16 protein-coding genes are annotated in these 18,097 nt (G+C 38.7%); 8 read left to right on the top strand and 8 right to left on the bottom strand.

Annotation, left to right across the window (positions count from 1 at the left end):
- Positions 1 to 17 precede the first annotated feature (17 nt).
- Both panC and panB read left to right on the top strand, forming a co-directional pair.
- Positions 18 to 893 carry a pantoate--beta-alanine ligase gene (gene panC / locus V3564_RS01675; protein ID WP_455481119.1) on the top strand — a complete coding sequence of 292 codons (876 nt, stop codon included), beginning with the start codon at positions 18 to 20 and terminating at the stop codon, positions 891 to 893.
- Positions 880 to 1,698, top strand: coding sequence for a 3-methyl-2-oxobutanoate hydroxymethyltransferase (panB, locus tag V3564_RS01680; RefSeq protein WP_455481120.1), 819 nt, complete (start codon positions 880 to 882; stop codon positions 1,696 to 1,698). Before panC ends, panB begins: the two co-directional genes overlap by 14 nt.
- A 240-nt stretch (positions 1,699 to 1,938) precedes the next feature.
- Here the strand turns inward: panB and V3564_RS01685 are convergent, their stop codons facing one another.
- Positions 1,939 to 2,553 carry a YfbR-like 5'-deoxynucleotidase gene (locus V3564_RS01685; protein ID WP_455481121.1) on the bottom strand — a complete coding sequence of 205 codons (615 nt, stop codon included), beginning with the start codon at positions 2,551 to 2,553 and terminating at the stop codon, positions 1,939 to 1,941.
- A complete protein-coding gene (gene ygfZ, locus V3564_RS01690) occupies positions 2,553 to 3,419 on the bottom strand; it encodes a CAF17-like 4Fe-4S cluster assembly/insertion protein YgfZ (RefSeq protein ID WP_455481122.1) in 867 nt (288 codons plus the stop codon). Before ygfZ ends, V3564_RS01685 begins: the two co-directional genes overlap by 1 nt.
- Before the next feature lie 61 nt (positions 3,420 to 3,480).
- Here ygfZ and V3564_RS01695 point away from each other — a divergent pair, with 61 nt between their 5' ends.
- The gene (locus tag V3564_RS01695; RefSeq protein WP_455481123.1) at positions 3,481 to 4,809 is read left to right on the top strand and encodes a dihydroorotase; all 1,329 of its coding nucleotides are present in this window, start codon (positions 3,481 to 3,483) and stop codon (positions 4,807 to 4,809) included.
- A gap of 208 nt (positions 4,810 to 5,017) precedes the next feature.
- Here the strand turns inward: V3564_RS01695 and V3564_RS01700 are convergent, their stop codons facing one another.
- Entirely contained in the window at positions 5,018 to 5,389 is a 372-nt protein-coding gene (locus tag V3564_RS01700; RefSeq protein ID WP_455481124.1) for a TIGR02301 family protein, read from the bottom strand.
- 486 nt (positions 5,390 to 5,875) lie between these two features.
- On the opposite strand from V3564_RS01700, the gene cysS reads away from it, so the two are divergent.
- The 5 genes from cysS to pssA all read left to right on the top strand — a co-directional run bounded on the left by cysS (position 5,876) and on the right by pssA (position 11,762).
- Entirely contained in the window at positions 5,876 to 7,384 is a 1,509-nt protein-coding gene (gene cysS / locus V3564_RS01705; RefSeq protein ID WP_455481125.1) for a cysteine--tRNA ligase, read from the top strand.
- A 41-nt stretch (positions 7,385 to 7,425) separates the two neighbouring features.
- Complete coding sequence (locus V3564_RS01710; protein WP_455481126.1) at positions 7,426 to 8,097, top strand: DUF421 domain-containing protein; 672 nt, start codon at positions 7,426 to 7,428, stop codon at positions 8,095 to 8,097.
- 121 nt (positions 8,098 to 8,218) lie between these two features.
- Positions 8,219 to 10,102, top strand: coding sequence for an ABCB family ABC transporter ATP-binding protein/permease (locus tag V3564_RS01715; protein WP_455481127.1), 1,884 nt, complete (start codon positions 8,219 to 8,221; stop codon positions 10,100 to 10,102).
- Positions 10,103 to 10,218: 116 nt separating this feature from the next.
- Entirely contained in the window at positions 10,219 to 10,917 is a 699-nt protein-coding gene (locus V3564_RS01720) for a phosphatidylserine decarboxylase (RefSeq protein WP_455481128.1), read from the top strand.
- Positions 10,918 to 10,925: 8 nt separating this feature from the next.
- Positions 10,926 to 11,762, top strand: coding sequence for a CDP-diacylglycerol--serine O-phosphatidyltransferase (gene pssA / locus V3564_RS01725; protein ID WP_455481129.1), 837 nt, complete (start codon positions 10,926 to 10,928; stop codon positions 11,760 to 11,762).
- A gap of 78 nt (positions 11,763 to 11,840) precedes the next feature.
- Here pssA and V3564_RS01730 read toward each other — a convergent pair whose 3' ends face one another.
- The 5 genes from V3564_RS01730 to V3564_RS01750 form a co-directional block, all read right to left on the bottom strand.
- Positions 11,841 to 12,590 carry an SDR family NAD(P)-dependent oxidoreductase gene (locus tag V3564_RS01730; protein ID WP_455481431.1) on the bottom strand — a complete coding sequence of 250 codons (750 nt, stop codon included), beginning with the start codon at positions 12,588 to 12,590 and terminating at the stop codon, positions 11,841 to 11,843.
- A gap of 2 nt (positions 12,591 to 12,592) precedes the next feature.
- Positions 12,593 to 14,086, bottom strand: a complete 1,494-nt coding sequence (purF, locus tag V3564_RS01735) for an amidophosphoribosyltransferase (RefSeq protein WP_455481130.1) — start codon at positions 14,084 to 14,086, stop codon at positions 12,593 to 12,595.
- Positions 14,087 to 14,188: 102 nt separating this feature from the next.
- The gene (locus V3564_RS01740) at positions 14,189 to 14,737 is read right to left on the bottom strand and encodes a CvpA family protein (RefSeq protein ID WP_455481131.1); all 549 of its coding nucleotides are present in this window, start codon (positions 14,735 to 14,737) and stop codon (positions 14,189 to 14,191) included.
- A gap of 125 nt (positions 14,738 to 14,862) precedes the next feature.
- Positions 14,863 to 16,257 carry a DNA repair protein RadA gene (gene radA, locus V3564_RS01745; protein ID WP_455481132.1) on the bottom strand — a complete coding sequence of 465 codons (1,395 nt, stop codon included), beginning with the start codon at positions 16,255 to 16,257 and terminating at the stop codon, positions 14,863 to 14,865.
- Between the two features lie 6 nt (positions 16,258 to 16,263).
- Positions 16,264 to 17,754 carry a replicative DNA helicase gene (locus V3564_RS01750; RefSeq protein ID WP_455481432.1) on the bottom strand — a complete coding sequence of 497 codons (1,491 nt, stop codon included), beginning with the start codon at positions 17,752 to 17,754 and terminating at the stop codon, positions 16,264 to 16,266.
- Between the last annotated feature and the right edge of the window lie 343 nt (positions 17,755 to 18,097).

Here is an 18,097-nt window from a genome sequence, read left to right on the forward strand (position 1 = left end):
TAAATAATGAACAGAATATGAAGATGAGAATCTTAAAAACAATTGCTGAAGTACGCCAATATATCGCAGAAGAACGACGTTTAGGGTTTTCGATTGGTTTGGTTCCAACTATGGGAGCATTGCATGACGGTCACCTTGCATTAGTACAGAAAGCAAGGGCAATGTGTGATCGAATATTGGTTTCTATTTTTGTCAATCCAAAGCAATTTGATTCCCATGAAGATTTTGATAAATATCCAAGAGATTTAATAGGAGATTGCGCTTTATTGAAAAAAGCGGGTGTTGAATATGTTTTTGCACCTTCTGTGGAAGAAATGTGGCCACTGGGAAATGATACGATTGTGAAGGTGGAAAAATTGTCACGTATTTTGATGGGGAGGTTACGTCCAGGGCATTTTTGTGGTGTGACCAGCGTTGTTGCTAAGCTTTTTAACATTGTTCAGCCAGATAAGGCTTTTTTTGGGGAAAAGGATTTTCAACAAATTTTGATTATTCGACGTATGGTTGAAGATTTGGCTTTTCCTATTGAAATTGTTGGAGTACCTATTTTACGTGAAGCAGATGGTGTAGCGGGTTCTTCACGCAATCAGTTTTTAACATTAGAAGATCGCAAAGCTGCAAAAATTATTCCTAAAAGTGGTAAAACTGCTGAAAAACTTTATCGTCAAGGTGAGCGATCTGTTAATAAATTATGCAAAACTGTTCGCGATATTTTACAACAAGAATCGCGCGCGATCATTGAATCAATAGATTTACGGGATATGGAAACTTTATGCCTTGTCAAAGGAAAATTAGATAAACCTGCAGTTTTACTCCTTACTGTCCGCTTTGGTACAGTGAGGCTTATTGACCAGTATATATTGGAAGAGAAAACTGAAAATGAGTGTACATAATAAAACTATGAAACGTATAACTTCTTCTGAAATACGATCAAGAAAAGGACAACAGCCGATTGTTTCTTTAACGGCTTATCAGACTTATACTGCACAGATTGCTGATCCATATTGCGATTTTCTTTTGGTTGGTGATAGCGTTGGTATGGTTGTGTATGGATTTGAAACAACACTCCCTGTTAATTTAGATATGATGATTTTGCATGGACAGGCGGTTATGCGTGGGTCTAAGAAAGCCCTTGTAGTTGTTGATATGCCTTTTGGTTCTTATGAAGAAAGTCCAGAACAAGCTTTTTCTAATGCGTCGCGTGTTCTTGCGGAAACAGGGTGTGGTGCAGTTAAGCTTGAAGGTGGTGTTTATATGGCTGAAACAATTGATTTTTTGTGTAAACGCGGCATTCCAGTTATGGGGCATATCGGTCTTACTCCACAGGCGGTAAATCGTTTTGGTGGTTTCAAGACACAAGGGCGCAAGGAGAGTGATTGGCAAAGGATTAAAGCCGATGGGGTAGCGATTGAGGAGGCTGGTGCTTTTGCTGTTGTTGTGGAAGGGGTTGTAGAACCCTTAGCGGTGAAACTTACAGAAGAACTTTCTATTCCTACGATTGGTATTGGCGCGTCCAATCAGTGTGATGGACAGGTGTTAGTTATGGAAGATATGTTAGGCTATAGCGCTTATGTGCCAAAATTTGTGCGTCGTTATGGTACTCTTAAACAGGCGATGGAGACCGCAATTAAGAACTATGCAGAGGATGTCACATCACGTGCTTTTCCAGCTGATGCAGAAGTTTATAAACTGAAATAAAATCAGTTTAATATGAAAAGCCTGACAAGAAGGTATTTATTACGGAGTTTTGATAATTAGTAAGCGTTATTATAAAGGCAGAAATTGTAGAGTATCAAATACATAGGATAATGGATAAAAGAGGGGGGTATTCTTTTTATGGTTGCACTTAAGTATGGAGTAGAAGGCGATCATCTAATATATTTGTTTTTTCAACTAAAATGATAAAGAGTGAATGATGATGCAAAGAGAATATTAGTGCTATCTTTGAGCATCAAGCTCATTAAAACGAATTAAAAAGGCGTTTTCAGCCTGTTGTGTAGAGTGTGGTTGTAAATTGAGTTCATCGAATGGAATATTATTTGGAGAGCCAAAATAGCGAAGGGCTTCTTTTGTATTAAATCCGGCAAGCGTTATAGCTTCGTAGAACGCAGCAATACGGTCGGTTTGTTTGATTTTTTTTAAGAGTTTTTGAGAAGGGGCAACGGGGAGAGAAAAGCGCATGTGTATAGCATCTTGTATACGTTTTTCGATGAGCTCATATTGTTTTCCTATGATAGCTTTAAAGGGCGAAATCATATCACCAATGACATATTCCGCTGCATCATGAAGAAGAGCACACAGGCATTCATTTCTACATGATTTAGGAAAAAGCTTTTGAAATATTTGTTCTACCAAAAGAGAATGTTGTGCAACAGAATAGGCATGCTCTCCTTGTGTTTGGCCGTTCCAGCGTGCAACACGAGCAAGTCCATGGGCAATATCTTCGATTTCAACATCAAAAGGGGAAGGGTTTAGCAAATCAAGTCGCCGGCCAGAAAGCATTCTTTGCCAAGCACGTGCTTCTCCATTATGTGACAATTCAGCTTTAGCCATTAGTGAGTTTCCACAGTGCTTTCAGGAAAGGTAAAATTCATATTTTCAGCAATGCTGATGGTGACGGGAGCATTTTTTACTATAAGTGGGATATTATTATTCATAGCATCTTTTACATGGTCAATACGCATTAAAGCAAGAGCTTCGTTTGCAGCACATGTTCCCAAGTAACCAAGTACTTTTGTTCCTGCTTCAACGCTGGAGCCTGGAATTAATTCATGCTGGCCTTTTACAACTAAAGTGCGGCGACGTGCTGTGCGCCGGTGATGCATTCGTGAAACAATTTCTTGTCCGATATAGCAACCTTTGTTGAATGTTAGTCCACTGATTTGATCATAATTAATATCATGGGGAAAGACTTTTCCTATTTCGTAGTCTTTACCGCTTTCTGCGATTGCATAACGAATACGCAGTCGATTCCAATTGTCATGATGTTCTGGAGCAAAAAAGGGTATTTTTCCATAGATTCGTACTATTTTTTCTTTTTGTGGAAATCTCTTATCAATAAAAGTTGAATCAGAATTTAAAGTATCTGATTCATTATGCCAAGAAACTGTAACAAGTTCTTGTAATGGTTGTATAATTTCTACTTTTGTATGCAGCTTATAGAGGAGAAGGCGCTTATAAAGGATATCGGCTAAAGATGTAACAATATCAATAAGATAACTATCGTTTCTTTTGCCGATAAGAAAATCAGCAATAACTTTCCCTTGTGGGGATAAGAGGGCTCCAGGGAAAATTTCTTGCGGACCGATTTTTGTCACATCTGTCGTGATAAGAACCTGCAAAAAATGTGTTGCTTCTTCACCGGTGACTTTAATAATTCTACGGTTTTTAAAGAGAATGGCATTTTGTTTTTCAATCATGGTTCTTGCCTTTCTGCTCAAAGTTACATAATCAAAGAAAGGATATGCAAGGAGCGCGGCTATGTTTAAAACATTTGATGCAATTTTTAAAGGTGCAACAGTTGTGAATCATGATGGAAGTAGTAAGCGTGATATTGGTGTTACAAATGGCCGTATTGCTGAAATTGGCGATCTTACACGTGCGTCTGCTGGTGAAGTAATTGATTGTACAGGACTTCATATTTTGCCGGGGATTATCGATAGCCAAGTTCATTTTCGTGAGCCAGGACATGAACATAAGGAGGATTTAGAAAGTGGCTCGTATTCTGCGGTATTAGGGGGAGTTACTGCAGTGTTTGAAATGCCTAATACTAATCCATTAACCACATCGGAAGAAGCATTATCTGATAAGGTAAAACGCGGATTTCATCGGATGCATTGTGATTTTGCATTTTGGGTTGGAGGAACGCGTGAAAATGCACATGAATTGGTTGAACTAGAAAGGCTTCCTGGTGCTGCTGGAGTTAAAGTGTTTATGGGGTCTTCTACCGGCGATCTTTTGGTAGATGATGATGAAAGTGTACGTCTTATTTTGAAGAACACACGCCGTCGTACGGCTTTTCATTCTGAAGATGAGGAAAGGCTCAATGAACGTAAAATGTTGCGTATTGAAGGAGATGCGTCATCGCATCCGGTTTGGCGTGACGAGGTTGCAGCATTAAAATGCACGCAACGCTTGGTAAAGGTCGCGCATGAAATGAAAGCGCGCATTCATGTGTTACATCTTTCTACTGCGGAAGAAATTAATTTTCTGAAAAAACATAAAGATGTGGCAACGATTGAAGTTACGCAACATCATTTGACTTTAAGCGCTGATGATTATCAACGGTTTGGTACATTGATCCAAATGAATCCACCCATCCGTGAGAGCCGCCACCGTGAATCTCTTTGGTATGGTGTTCAGCAAGGTATTGTTGATGTTTTAGGTTCTGATCATGCTCCTCATACGTTTGAGGAAAAGCTTCGACCTTATCCCGCTTCACCTTCAGGGATGACAGGTGTGCAAACAACAGCAGCGATTATGCTGACACATGTAAATGCGGGAAAGATATCTCTTGAACGTTTTGTTGATCTCACGTCGCACGGTCCTAGCCGCATTTTTGGTATAAGCTGTAAAGGACGCCTTGCTGTTGGATATGATGCTGATTTGACCATTGTTGACCTTAAGCGGGAAGAAACTATTACGAATGCGTTAATTGGTTCACGCGCAGGTTGGACACCGTATGATGGTAAAAAGGTTAAAGGTTGGCCTGTTGGAACTATTATTCGCGGTATCCGCGTTATGTGGGAAGGTGAAATTGTTACACCTTCGCAAGGTGAGTCTGTTAAATTTATAGAAGCTTTGACATAACCAGATAAAATTGATGGGTTTGATGGAATAATTTTACGTGTGCAAAAGGTGCTCATGGTGATTTTATCATATGAAAATAAAAACGTGTCGAGGGTTTGTTTTTCAAAAGTTTCCGTATTTATGTCAGAGCTGATTTATTGATCTATTCATTTTTGAGAGCACCGTTATTGGTATGGCTTAAATTGGGGGGTGGTGATTTTTGTACAGATTAATTATTATACTGTATAAGAAGGCTTTCAGATAAGGCTCTTCCTTCTTTAATGTATCTTTGATTTGCTTCAATTGCTGATTGTGTACAATGATGATAATTTTCTGAAAAAGCACGATACGCTTCATTAAATGCTTCGTAAAAATGAGCGCGTCTTTGTGGTATTGGTTGTTCTGCTTCAATCAGTGCGGTCATGTAGTCATACCATTGGTTGGTAGGAGTACTGCAAAGATTTTGTAGATAGTGCAGGGATCCCAAAATTTCTGCTAGTCGTAGCAATTTTATCTCATAGGGCGGCGATTGCTGCGCAAAAATTGGTGTTGAAGCTAAAGAAGATATTAAAAAAACTATATTTATCAATATATTACGCATTGTTTTTATTACTCCTGTTAAATAAATTTTTTAGATTACATTCGCGGATAAAATGGTTTTGTTGTAGAGCATATGTTAAAAGATAGAACGAAAATGGTTTTTGCATCATTACTAATAGCGGGGTGTTATAAAATTTAGGGCGTGAAAGATAGTAAGAAAACCATTATGGGGATATTGAAAATTCTAACTAAGCTTTAGGTAGTTAAAAATTTTAGTTTCCGGTATGCGATTTTTTTCATATAAATTTGTGCTGGCGCATTGCAGATTTTCTCCTGAGATAGTTTTGATTGGTAGTACACTCTTATCTAATCCAATAAAATGGGTTGTTTTTGTGATAGATGATAGATACAGCCTAAATGAAATGGGGTAGATATGAGAATTTTACATAAGATATACGAAAGTTTTCACTTAAACCGCATAATGCAATGACTTTTAGTAAGATTCACTTTGAAGAGCGGCGGGTAATATCGCTAACGGAGTATAATTATGAGAGAGTTGCGATTTTATAATACGCTTACACGTAAAAAAGAAAATTTTACACCGATAGATGTGAAGAAAGTACGCCTTTATGTTTGCGGTCCGACGGTTTACGATTATGCCCACATAGGTAATGCACGTCCTGTGATTGTCTTTGATATTTTATTTCGCTTATTGCGTTATGTCTACGGCAATAATCATGTTGTATATGCTCGTAATATTACAGATGTGGATGATAAGATTAATGCACGAGCAGCTTGCGAGTATCCAGAGCTAGAACTTAATGACGCTATTCGCCAATTAACTGAGCGCACGTATTCTCAATTTCAACAAGATACAACAACACTTGGTTGTTTATTGCCAACCAGTCAACCGCGTGCAACTGATCATTTAGAGGAGATGCGCTCTTTGATCGAGAGGTTGCTTGAAAAGGAGCATGCTTACAAAGCAGAAAATCATATATTATTTTCTGTAAGCAGCATAAAGAATCATCCCCGTTATGGTGCATTTGCAAAACGCTCCTTAGATGAAATGAGAGCTGGTGCACGTGTCGATGTTGCTACTTATAAAAGGGAGGAGATGGATTTTGTTTTATGGAAGCCTTCTGTAGAGGGGGAACCAGGTTGGGTATCGCCGGCAGGAATTTCTGTTTTGGGGCGTCCGGGTTGGCATATTGAATGCTCTGCAATGTCAATGGCAAAACTATTAACACCCTATGGTGGTGGCTTGATCTGTGATGATCCCACAGCAAATATTTTTGATATCCATGGTGGTGGTATTGATTTGATTTTTCCTCATCATGAAAATGAGATTGCGCAAAGTTGTTCAGCTTTTGGAACTGAGCGAATGGCCAATCTTTGGATGCATAACGGCTTTTTGCAAGTTGAAGGCAAAAAGATGTCTAAAAGCCTTGGGAATTTCATTACTATTCGTTCTGTTTTAGAGAGTGATTTTTTTGAGTTTAATGGTGTTTTAAAAGACGAAATAAAGCAAAATTGGGCTGGTTTGGCAGCACGTTTTTCGATGTTACAAACGCATTATCGTGAACCGTTAAATTGGACAGCTCAGCGTTTAGCACAGTCTAGTAGCGAACTGTATCGGTGGTATGAATTGCTTCGCTGTGAGAGTAGCTGTGTGGAGAAAGATGAAGCTCTTGATGACTCTTTGATAAACGCACTAAGTGATGATCTTAATACTCCGAATGCATTTGCTCTTTTGCGAAAGTTTTACAAAATAGGGGATGCTGTATCCCTCGCAAATGGGATGAATTTATTTGGGTTATTACGGCAAGAGTGGATTAGAGATGTAGAGTGCCCATTGTTTATGAGAAAAGCTTCCCTTGATTCGAAATTTATTGATCAACGCATTGCCGAAAGGCTACGACTTATCCATAATAAAGAGTGGGCAGCTGCGGATGCAATTCGTGATGAGCTTGCGGCCGAGGGGGTTGTTTTAAAAGATAAAAAAGACCCACAGACTGGTGAGCGTATGACTATATGGGAAGTAAAGCGATTATAATTTCCGTATTCCAGCGGCTCTCATAAAAAAGGGAGAATGTGATGGAATTTGTATATAGTTATGGATATGTCGCACTTAAGCTAGCCGTCGGTCTTGTCGCTTTTCTATTAATTTTAAGAACAACCGGTCGTGGTAGTCTTAGTCAAATGACACCAGTTGATTTGGTAAGCAATTTTGTAATGGGGGGTATTATTGGAGGCGTTATTTATAATCCGAATATTAGTAGTATTCAATTATTGGTTGTTTTGTGTATTTGGCAAGCCTTGATTACATCTCTTAATTTTTTTGCACGTTATTCAGTTTCTTTTCGTCGTTTAATTGCAGGACAGAATGTTGCATTGGTTTTAGATGGTGTATTTCAAGTAAATCAGATTAAGGGTTTGGGTATTAGCGTAGATGATTTGATTACGATGTTGCGAATTAAAGGTTGTAGCTTACATGAAGCAGCTTTTGTTCATTTAGAAACCAATGGCGATTGTTCTGTTGTAAAAAAAGAGGAGGGGAAGAGGTCTGTGATTTTAGTACAAGATGGTGAAGTTTTCGATAAGGGGCTTAAAGAAATTGGTAAATCAAAGATATGGCTTCAAGCAGAATTGAAAAAAAAGCGTGTAAAGGTTGAGAGTTTATTTGCAGCAGAATGGTATGAACGTACAGACCAAAATAATAAACTGTATAAGGGATTATTTCTTGTCCCTTTTTCAAAAAAAGTCTAACCTTAAAGATTAATACGCATCGTTTACAGAGAACATATAGAAAAGATAATATAAGCTGTAAACGACAAGAGGAGAAACATTGTAATATCTGTTGAGTGGATGATAAAGAAGTAAGAGCTTTATGAAACAGAATAAAATAATAAAAACTGTATCGTCAGATACAGGTCAGACTTTGCGTACACTTTATAATTTGTGGCCTTATATGTGGCCAGTAGAGCGGCATGATCTAAAAGTACGGGTTATATGGGCAATATTTTATCTTGTTTTAGCCAAGCTAACTCTCATATCTGTACCGTATTTCTTCAAATATGCTACAGATACGCTTGATCTAAGTTCTAAGTTATCTGCGTGGAACCCATCCAGTTATGTTGTTCCTATCATGCTCGTTTTGGCATATAATGTTGCGCGTATTGTTCAATCTGCATTAAATCAGTTACGCGATTATCTATTTGCAACTGTTGGTCAACATGCGATTCACCGGTTAGCCTATAAGACTTTTGTACATATTCATGAATTGTCTTTGCGATTTCATTTGGAAAAGCAAATTGGTGGGCTTTCTCGTGTGATTGAGCGTGGTACGAAGGGAATTGAAGCTATCGTTAGGTTTTCAATTCTTAATACAATACCAACGGTTTTAGAATTTGTGTTAACAGCACTTGTATTTTACATAAACTATGGATGGCGTTATTTTTTCATAGTCGTAATAATGGTTGGTTTGTATATTTGGTTCACAATTAAGGCGAGTGATTGGCGCATCCGTATTCGACAAGAAATGAATATGGCAGATACTGAAGCCAATACACGTGCTGTTGATTCTCTTTTAAATTTTGAAACGGTTAAATATTTTTGCAATGAAACTCTGGAAGCACATAGATTTGATTCTTCTATGGCAAGTTATGAAAAAGCAGCAACAAAAATTTGGACATCATTAAGCTGGCTTAATTTTGGTCAGGCTCTTATTTTTGGTGTTGGAATGACTATTCTGATGTTGATGTCAGCTTACGAAGTTTTTCGTGAGACGCAGACTTTAGGGGATTTTGTTTTTATTAATGCGCTTTTAATACAGCTTTCCATTCCACTGAATTTTATTGGTTCAATATATCGTGATGTTCGGCAAGGTTTGACTGATGTTGAAGCTATGTTTGATCTTTTAGATGTTAAACAGGAAATCGTTGATAAATCAGATGCCAAACCATTAGAGGTGGGTGACGCTACCATTCGGTTTAATCAGGTAAAATTTTCCTATGATTCGACTCGTCAGATTCTTAAAGATATTGATTTTGAGATCCCTGGAGGCAAAACAGTTGCAATTGTCGGTCCATCAGGTGCTGGTAAATCAACTATTTCTAGATTACTTTTTCGTTTTTACGATGTTGATGCGGGCTCCATTACAATTGACGGACAAGACATTCGTGACGTAACTCAAAAAAGTTTGCGTGAGGCTATCGGTATGGTGCCGCAGGATACGGTGTTATTTAATGATACAATTGCATATAACATTCGTTACGGGCGTCCAAATGCGACAGATGAAGAAATGCGTAAAGCTGCTGAAATGGCACAGATATCAAAATTTATTGAGATGCTTCCGGAAGGTTTTCAGTCTATAGTAGGTGAGCGTGGCCTCAAGCTATCAGGTGGTGAAAAACAACGTGTGGCTATTGCACGGACATTGTTAAAAGCTCCCCCACTTCTTATTCTGGATGAAGCTACCGCAGCTCTTGATACAACGACGGAACAAGAAATTCAACAAGCGTTGGATATCGTAAGTCGTGGGCGTACAACATTGATAATTGCTCATCGCCTTTCTACTGTTATAAATGCTGATGAAATTTTTGTTCTTAAAAATGGCCGTATTATTGAAAATGGGACGCATACAGAGCTTTTACGTAAGAAAGGTTTATACGCGTCAATGTGGAATAAGCAGCTTGAAGCATCGCAAGCTGAAGAAAAATTACGTAAAATGCGTGAAGAAGATGAGATGGGCGTTGTTAATCGTAAAAAATAAGCTGCGCAAAATGTGACCTATAAATTTTATGGAGTTATTGATTAAGTACACAAAAGAACAATGAGGAACAAAAAGATTTATTGCTTGTTTAAATTATACTATGAGTAGGAAATTATATGAGTATTCTACAATCTGTCCATAATAGCTTTGTGCCAATTCATAAAGAAGGTTATCCTTTTATTGTAGCGTTTTTTATCATTTCGCTCATTCTTGGTTGGGTATGGAGTCCGTTATTTTGGTGTGGTCTTGTTCTCACTGTGTGGTGCATATACTTTTTCCGAGATCCAGATCGTGTGATCCCTTTGAATTCAAATTGGGTTCTATCTCCTGCTGACGGGCGTATCTCATTCGTTGGATCATGTGTTCCACCTGAAGAATTGGGATTAGGTAAAGAAGAGATGATTCGTGTTTCCGTGTTTATGGATATTTTTTCATGTCATATCAACCGTATTCCCATAAGTGGTACAGTAGAGTCTATAGTTTATCGTCCAGGTCGGTTTACCAATGCTGAGCTTGACAAGGCTAGTCAGTTTAATGAGCGTAATGGGATGGTGATTGACAGCAAGCATGGTAAAATTGGTATGGTACAGATAGCTGGGATGCTTGCTCGCCGGATTGTTTGTTGGTCAAAAGAAAATGATTCAGTTATTAGTGGAGAACGATTTGGATTGATTCGTTTTGGTTCTCGCCTTGATATTTATATACCAACTGAAGTAAAATTGCGTATTGCAGTTGGCCAAACAGCAATTGCTGGAGAAACAGTTTTAGGTTCTTTTGATGATAAGAGTGCTACAATTAACTTCAGATTTGATTAGGACGAACAATGAGAAATTTTTCGCTATTTTCTTCATTTAATCCTGAGGGACAGCATGATGATATTATAAATCGGTGGCGTTCACCTACACCGATGCGGTATGTCATTCCTAACATTATCACTATTTTGGCGATTTGTGCGGGGATGAGCAGTATTCGTTTGGCTTTTGAACATCGCTATGAGGCTGCTATTTTAATGGTGCTTTTGGCAGCAATTCTAGATGGCGCTGATGGGCGTATCGCTCGTTTGATGGATGGAAGTTCATCTTTTGGAGCGCAAATGGATTCTCTTGCTGATGTTGTGAATTTTGGTGTTGCACCTGCACTTATTGTTTATTCTTTTATTTTAACTCAAGCTCATCAGGTTGGTTGGATCGCAGCGCTTGTCTATTGTGTTGCTTGTTGTTTGCGATTAGCTCGTTTTAATGTGATGTTAGATAACACGGATGTGCCAAAATGGAAGGAAAGTTATTTTGTCGGTGTTCCTGCACCAGCAGGGGCATTATTGCTTTTATTACCTATTTATTTAGGGGCTCTCGGTTTGATACCAAGTTGGAGCTGGGCATTATTTTTTAGTCTTTATACTGTGATTATTGCTTTTCTTTTAGTTAGTCGTTTACCAGTATGGAATGCAAAAACAATAGATCAGAATTTGAGGCGTGATATTGTTGTACCGTGTATGCTGGTCATTGTTATTTATGTAGGTTTTCTTGCGACTTACACATGGTACACTTTATTAATTACAGCTGTTGGATATATAATTTTTTTACCTTGTAGTTTTGTGGCTTATAATAAACGGGTTGCTTTAGAAGAAAAAAGAAATAGAATTAAAGCTATCCAATCATAGAGGCTTATGTTTTTCTTTTTGTCAGCAGAGAAAAATATGGAGAAACTTAACTCAGGCTGATAATTGTTATAGGCAGTATTAGTCAGGTGCATGATAATCCGTAAACCGGTTTTTGCGGACATTAAAGAGTCTTCCTGTTTCTTTTAAATCGGGTGAGGATAAATATGCTATCTTTGCTGCGACTTCTTGCGGTGAAGGGAGAGTTTGAGGATCTTCGCTAGGCATGGCTTGTGCACGCATGGTAGTGCGTGTTGCACCAGGGTTAACACAATTAATCTTGATAGGGGTTTGTTTTAGTTCTTCTGCCCAGCAGCGAGCAACAATTTCCAAAGCAGCTTTAGAGGCAGCATAAGGCCCCCAAAAGGCGCGTGGAACATGAGCAACACTTGAGGATAACAAGATGGCTCGTCCAGCATCAGATTCGCGCAATAAAGGTTCAACAGCTTTCATTAAGCGCCATTGGCTGATAAGATTTATTTGAAAAATATTTTCAAATACAGTGTTCTCTACATGAGCTATTGGTGAGAGTGTTCCAAGGATTCCTGCATTTGCGACCATAATATCGAGTTTTTTCCATTGCTTAGCAATTGAAACACCAAGAGCATCAATGTTTTCCATATGATGTAAGTCGAGTGGGATGAGCGTTGCGCGAGCACCTTTTTTTCGGATTTGATTGTCCAGTTCAGTGAGTCCACTGATTGTTCGTGCAAGAGCGATAATATGAGCGCCGCGTGCTGCGAGCTCTAACGCTAAATAATAGCCAATTCCTCTCGACGCGCCGGTAACAAGTGCAACACGTCCATGGAGACTAAAGTCAAATTTTTTCATCATTAATCTCTTGTTTTCAGAACAGATGATCGATGAATTTGGGGGAGGCTTTCCTGATCAACCAGATGTGTAGGATAATGTCCGGTAAAATAATGATCTGTAAATTGTGGATCAGCGTTATTTCGTTTTTCCCCTGCTACAGCAAGATACAGGCCGTCCGTTGAAAGAAATTCTAATGAGTCAGCTCCAACAAAATTGCACATAGATTTTAAGTCTGGATATTGATTAGCCAGCAGGTTTTCAACTTTAGGTGTATCAATGCCATAAAAATCGGGATAGAAAATCATAGGGCTAGAAATACGCATATGAACTTCTTTTGCTCCTGCATCGCGGAGCATTCGCACAATTTTTAGGGATGTTGTTCCACGTACAATGGAATCATCAACCAGAATAACGCGTTTCCCTTTGATAACAGAACGATTTGCAGAATGCTTTAATTTTACTCCAAAAGCACGAATTTGTTGTGTTGGTTCGATAAAAGTGCGGCCAACATAGTGATTACGAATAATACCAAGCTCAAAGGGAATTCCAATTTCTTGTGCATAGCCAATTGCGGCGGGTGTTCCGCCATCAGGAACGGGAACCACTACATCACCTTCACAAGGGGCTTCTTGTGCCAAATGGATCCCCATATTTTTACGTACCGTATAAACATTACGTCCTCCAACAATGGAATCAGGACGCGCAAAATAGACATATTCAAAAAGACAAAGTTTTTCTGATTTCTCTATTTCTGGTTTTATAATTTTTTTAGTAATTTCCCCATTTTTTTGTATTTCACATATGATAATCTCCCCATTTTTAACATCGCGTACATATTTTGCTCCAATAATATCAAGTGCACAGGTTTCGGAACAAAAGATTGGTTTACCATCAAGTTCACCCATCACGAGAGGTCGAATACCTGTTGGATCGCGTGCAGCAATGAGCTTGGTGCGTGTGAGCGCCAACATAGCATATCCACCTTCAACTTGCCGAATAGCATCAACAAAGCGATCAGATGATGATTCATAACGTGAACGGGCAATAAGATGAAGAAAAACCTCCGAATCTGATGTTGATTGACAGATAGCACCTGAAGCAATGAGTTCACGACGTAATGTAAGACCATTGGTAAGATTGCCATTATGAGCGATAGCAATACCTCCAGCTTTTAATTCAGCAAAAAGCGGTTGAACGTTGCGTAATGCTATTTCTCCAGTTGTTGAATAACGGGTATGTCCGATAGCACGATTTCCCGGCAAGCGGGCAAGTGTTGCGGGGTTTGTATAATGATCGCCCACAAGACCTAGATGCTTTTCTTGATGAAATATTTTATTATGGTAGGAAACAATTCCAGCTGCCTCTTGTCCACGATGCTGAAGTGCATGGAGCCCGAGAGCTGTTAATGTTGCTGCATCTTCGTGCCCAAGAATACCAAAAACCCCACATTCTTCATGAAGGGTATCGTCATCTAATAAAAATTCCTTACAGGGAATGTCGCTTTTTGTCATCATATTCTTTCAGTCGTGATATGAGGAATGATTATATCATACTTCACATGTTATTTAAAACTCTCGGCTTATAAAGAGCTATTCTCCATTTTTTGAATCATCTTTTCAGAAGAGTGCCTTTGTATTAGCATCATCTCTTTTGAAAAATTTTTCTGCTTTTTCGAAAACAGTATCAAAATCTTTGGGAAGTATTTCCCAAACTTTTTGTCCCAATGAATCTAAGATGGGTTTTGTTGTTGCATTTTTTAACCAGTTAGCTTGGTTTTCGGGTTTAATAAGCGCATTGATAAGCAACATGCCGATGACCATGATAAATAAACCACGGAGTGCTCCAAAAACAAAACCAATAGTACGGTCAAGTATGCCAATTCGACTATCAATAATAAAATCGGAGATTTTCATTGTAATGATTGAAGTAATAATGAGAACAATAATAAAAATCGTGATCAATGTTGTGATTAAGGCTATCATTTTGTTAGAGAGATATTGCTCAAAAAAGGGCAATACAGGCTTGAATAAAAACAGCGTAGCAACAGCGGCAATTGCCCAGGAAACTAACGATAGCACTTCGCGTGAAAACCCTCGAAGCATAGCAAGAAAAGCGGACAACAGGATGATTACTACGACAATTCCATCAAGGACTGTTATGCTCATTTGTTTGCCTCCTTATACATAAAGTTGTGTTCTTTTAAGTTAGTACACAAATACGTTTTTGGTTATGCCATTTTTTGTCCTTATAGCAAGGATCTTTTATATTTTGTAGAGTTTTTTCTATATTATCAGGCGTGTGGTACAGAGCATTTTTTGCCTGCAGCAATAGAGGCCACTAACTCAGGAAGGTAAGAAAATGTTTTTTGTTCAAAAGCTAATGATTTTATCGTTTCGGGTGTTGTAGTGGGTTGAACAGCTCCTTGAAAGCCAAGTTTTTTTGCTTCATTGATACGCTGCGTTGAATGTGCAACAGTGCGGATAGCCCCTGAAAGGCTTATTTCACCAAAATATACATAATTCGTTTGGAGAGGAATGTTTGCGAGAGAGGATACCAAAGCTGCTGCAACGGCTAAGTCAGCTGCTGGCTCTGATATACGATACCCGCCTGCAACGTTAAGATAGACATCATGTTGCCCAAAGCGAACGCCGCAATGGGCTTCTAAAACAGCGAGAATCATTGAAAGACGATTTCCATCCCATCCCACAACGGCTCGTCGTGGTGTTCCAAGTGAAGAGGGAGCAACAAGCGCTTGAATTTCTACTAGTATCGGACGTGTGCCTTCCATTCCTGCAAAAACAGCAGCTCCTGGCGCTTTTTCATTTCGTTCACCTAAAAAAAGCTCGGATGGATTGATTACCTCCCGTAATCCCTTATCAGACATTTCAAAGACACCAATTTCATCAGTTGGTCCAAAGCGATTTTTTACAGTTCTAAGGATTCGATAATGATGCCCGCCTTCACCTTCAAAATAGAGAACACCATCAACCATATGTTCGACGACTCGGGGGCCAGCAATTTGTCCATCTTTTGTAACATGGCCAACAAGAACAACAGCTGCTCCTGTTTTTTTGGCAAAGCGGATCATTGCTTGAGCACCGATGCGCACTTGTGTGATAGTGCCGGGTGCTGAATCAGCTGTGTCTGACCATAGAGTTTGAATAGAATCGATGATAACCATATCAAGGTTTTTATGCGCATTTAAGGTTGCAAGAATATCTTCAACATTAGTTTCAGCGGCAAGCTTAACCTCTGTGTTGGCAGCCTCAAGTCTTTGAGCACGTAAACAGATTTGTGCAATAGCTTCTTCGCCTGAAACATAGATAACATTATGTCCTTTTCGCGACAAAGCAGCTGCTGTTTGTGTGAGCAATGTTGACTTACCAATACCTGGATCGCCACCAACAAGTAATGCTGATCCACGGACAAAGCCCCCACCGGTAACACGATCAAGTTCAGCTATGCCAGAATGGATACGTGGAGTATCTTCAATATATCCAGAAAGAGATGTTAGTGTGACAACACGTCCTTTACGGATATTTTGCGTAGGGCCACTGCCAATACCACTATTCATACTTTCTTCGATAAGGGAATTCCATTCGCCACAAGAATTACATTTTCCAGCCCAACGTGAATAGACGGTTCCGCAATTTTGGCAGATAAATTGAGTACGGCTGCGTGCCATGATGGTTTAACCAATTTGTTCTGGAAGATAATTGTTATCTGCCAGATCGCTAAAGCGTGTGAAATCAGACTGAAAGGCAAGGTGAACGGTTCCTGTTGGGCCATGGCGTTGTTTTGCAACAATAACGTCAGCTTTCCCGAAAGCTTTGTCCATTGTATTTTGCCATTTCTCATATTCAAGAGTGCCTATCTTAGGCTCTTCATTTTTGAGGTAATATTCTTCACGGTACACGAAAAGAACGATATCAGCGTCTTGCTCAATTGAACCAGATTCCCGTAAATCGGAAAGTTGTGGTCGTTTATCTATGCGATTTTCGACTTGGCGTGAAAGCTGTGAAAGAGCAATAATAGGAATATTAAGTTCTTTAGCTAATGCTTTTAATCCTGTGGTAATTTCTGTAACCTCTTGAACACGATTTTCAGATGAACGCTTTAAGTTGCTTGTCATTAACTGGATATAGTCAATAATCAAAATATCCAAACCATGTTGCCGTTTGAGACGACGCGCACGGGCAGCCAGTTGCGTGATTGATATACCACCAGTTTGATCTATATAAAGTGGTGCTTTTTGTAAGCGATTCATTGCACGGATTATTTTTGAAAACTGTTCTTCTGAGATATTTCCACGACGAATATCAGAAGAAGAGACCTCCGTTTGTTCTGAAATAATACGGGTTGCGAGCTGTTCCGATGACATTTCAAGCGAAAAAAATCCAACAATGCCTCCCTCATTTTCTTGTTTTTTAGCACCACGATTGCAAGCATTAGCAATATTAAAGGCAATGTTGGTAGCAAGTGATGTTTTCCCCATACCAGGGCGCCCAGCGAGGATAATTAAGTCAGATGGTTGCAATCCCCCCATTTTTTCATCAAGTGTTTTAATATGAGTAGCTATCCCTGACAACCGTGAAGAACGTTTTTTGGCAGCGCTTGCCATATCAACAGCTTTTTTGACAGCTTCATTGAAATTTTCAAATCCCCCTCCGTATTTTCCTTTTTCTGCTAACTCAAACAATTGTTGTTCAACAGTTTCAATTTGTTGAGATGGCGTAAGCTCTATAGGAGCATCAAGGGCTGTATTGACAATCTGAGTTCCAAGATTAATCAAAGATCGTCGGATAAAAAGATCATAGATAGCTCGTCCATAATCTTCGGCATTAATGATTGTTACTGCTTCTTTTGCTAAACGAACAACATAATTATATATGGTGATATCCCCAACTTTTTCATCAGCAGGAATAAAAGGCTTAATGGTAACGGGATCTGCTAGCCTTCCTTTTTCGATAATGTGAAACAAAAGATCATAGATTTTTTGATGCAATGGTTCAAAAAAATGTGCGGGTTTCAGAAAATCAGAAACACGATCGAGAGCATCATTGTTTATGAGAAGTGCTCCGAGCAATGCTTGTTCAGCTTCAATATTATGCGGGAGTTGTTGAAAAGAAGAGGAGGCTTCTTTTTGTGAAGAGCTAACATTGATAACGCTTGTTTTTTCCATAACAGTTTTTTCCACTAAAATTTTGCGTTTAGCGACTTTAGGCAATAAGTCAAACATTTTACATCAAAAGAGTAGAGCTAAAAATTATTTTAAGTTAAAATTACGCATTCAATTTTTTAGACTCTAATTTCAATGTCGGGACGCATAAAATTACTTTTTTTATGATTGAAATTATTTCAGATGATGTGGAGATGTAATTAATTTATCTTTTAGTAAATCTTACTCTTTTAAAGGGTAGTACTTTAAGAATTTTTTATTTCTAACTTTTAGCAAAAATATATATGAAAGCATTTTCCCTCACTGTATTTATAATTTCTAGTATGTAATGCCTTTATACAATATG

It is taken from the genome of Bartonella sp. B12(2025), from assembly GCF_053795135.1.

What these genes read in the sequence shown, in the direction of transcription:
- ygfZ (WP_455481122.1), bottom strand. Translation starts at nt 3,419, where the DNA reads ATGATTGAAAAACAAAATGCCATTCTCTTTAAAAACCGTAGAATTATT.
- panB (WP_455481120.1), top strand. Translation starts at nt 880, where the DNA reads ATGAGTGTACATAATAAAACTATGAAACGTATAACTTCTTCTGAAATA.
- V3564_RS01730 (WP_455481431.1), bottom strand. Translation starts at nt 12,590, where the DNA reads ATGAAAAAATTTGACTTTAGTCTCCATGGACGTGTTGCACTTGTTACC.
- V3564_RS01750 (WP_455481432.1), bottom strand. Translation starts at nt 17,754, where the DNA reads ATGGAAAAAACAAGCGTTATCAATGTTAGCTCTTCACAAAAAGAAGCC.
- V3564_RS01695 (WP_455481123.1), top strand. Translation starts at nt 3,481, where the DNA reads ATGTTTAAAACATTTGATGCAATTTTTAAAGGTGCAACAGTTGTGAAT.
- V3564_RS01700 (WP_455481124.1), bottom strand. Translation starts at nt 5,389, where the DNA reads ATGCGTAATATATTGATAAATATAGTTTTTTTAATATCTTCTTTAGCT.
- radA (WP_455481132.1), bottom strand. Translation starts at nt 16,257, where the DNA reads ATGGCACGCAGCCGTACTCAATTTATCTGCCAAAATTGCGGAACCGTC.
- panC (WP_455481119.1), top strand. Translation starts at nt 18, where the DNA reads ATGAAGATGAGAATCTTAAAAACAATTGCTGAAGTACGCCAATATATC.
- cysS (WP_455481125.1), top strand. Translation starts at nt 5,876, where the DNA reads ATGAGAGAGTTGCGATTTTATAATACGCTTACACGTAAAAAAGAAAAT.
- V3564_RS01710 (WP_455481126.1), top strand. Translation starts at nt 7,426, where the DNA reads ATGGAATTTGTATATAGTTATGGATATGTCGCACTTAAGCTAGCCGTC.
- V3564_RS01740 (WP_455481131.1), bottom strand. Translation starts at nt 14,737, where the DNA reads ATGAGCATAACAGTCCTTGATGGAATTGTCGTAGTAATCATCCTGTTG.
- V3564_RS01720 (WP_455481128.1), top strand. Translation starts at nt 10,219, where the DNA reads ATGAGTATTCTACAATCTGTCCATAATAGCTTTGTGCCAATTCATAAA.
- pssA (WP_455481129.1), top strand. Translation starts at nt 10,926, where the DNA reads ATGAGAAATTTTTCGCTATTTTCTTCATTTAATCCTGAGGGACAGCAT.
- V3564_RS01715 (WP_455481127.1), top strand. Translation starts at nt 8,219, where the DNA reads ATGAAACAGAATAAAATAATAAAAACTGTATCGTCAGATACAGGTCAG.
- purF (WP_455481130.1), bottom strand. Translation starts at nt 14,086, where the DNA reads ATGATGACAAAAAGCGACATTCCCTGTAAGGAATTTTTATTAGATGAC.
- V3564_RS01685 (WP_455481121.1), bottom strand. Translation starts at nt 2,553, where the DNA reads ATGGCTAAAGCTGAATTGTCACATAATGGAGAAGCACGTGCTTGGCAA.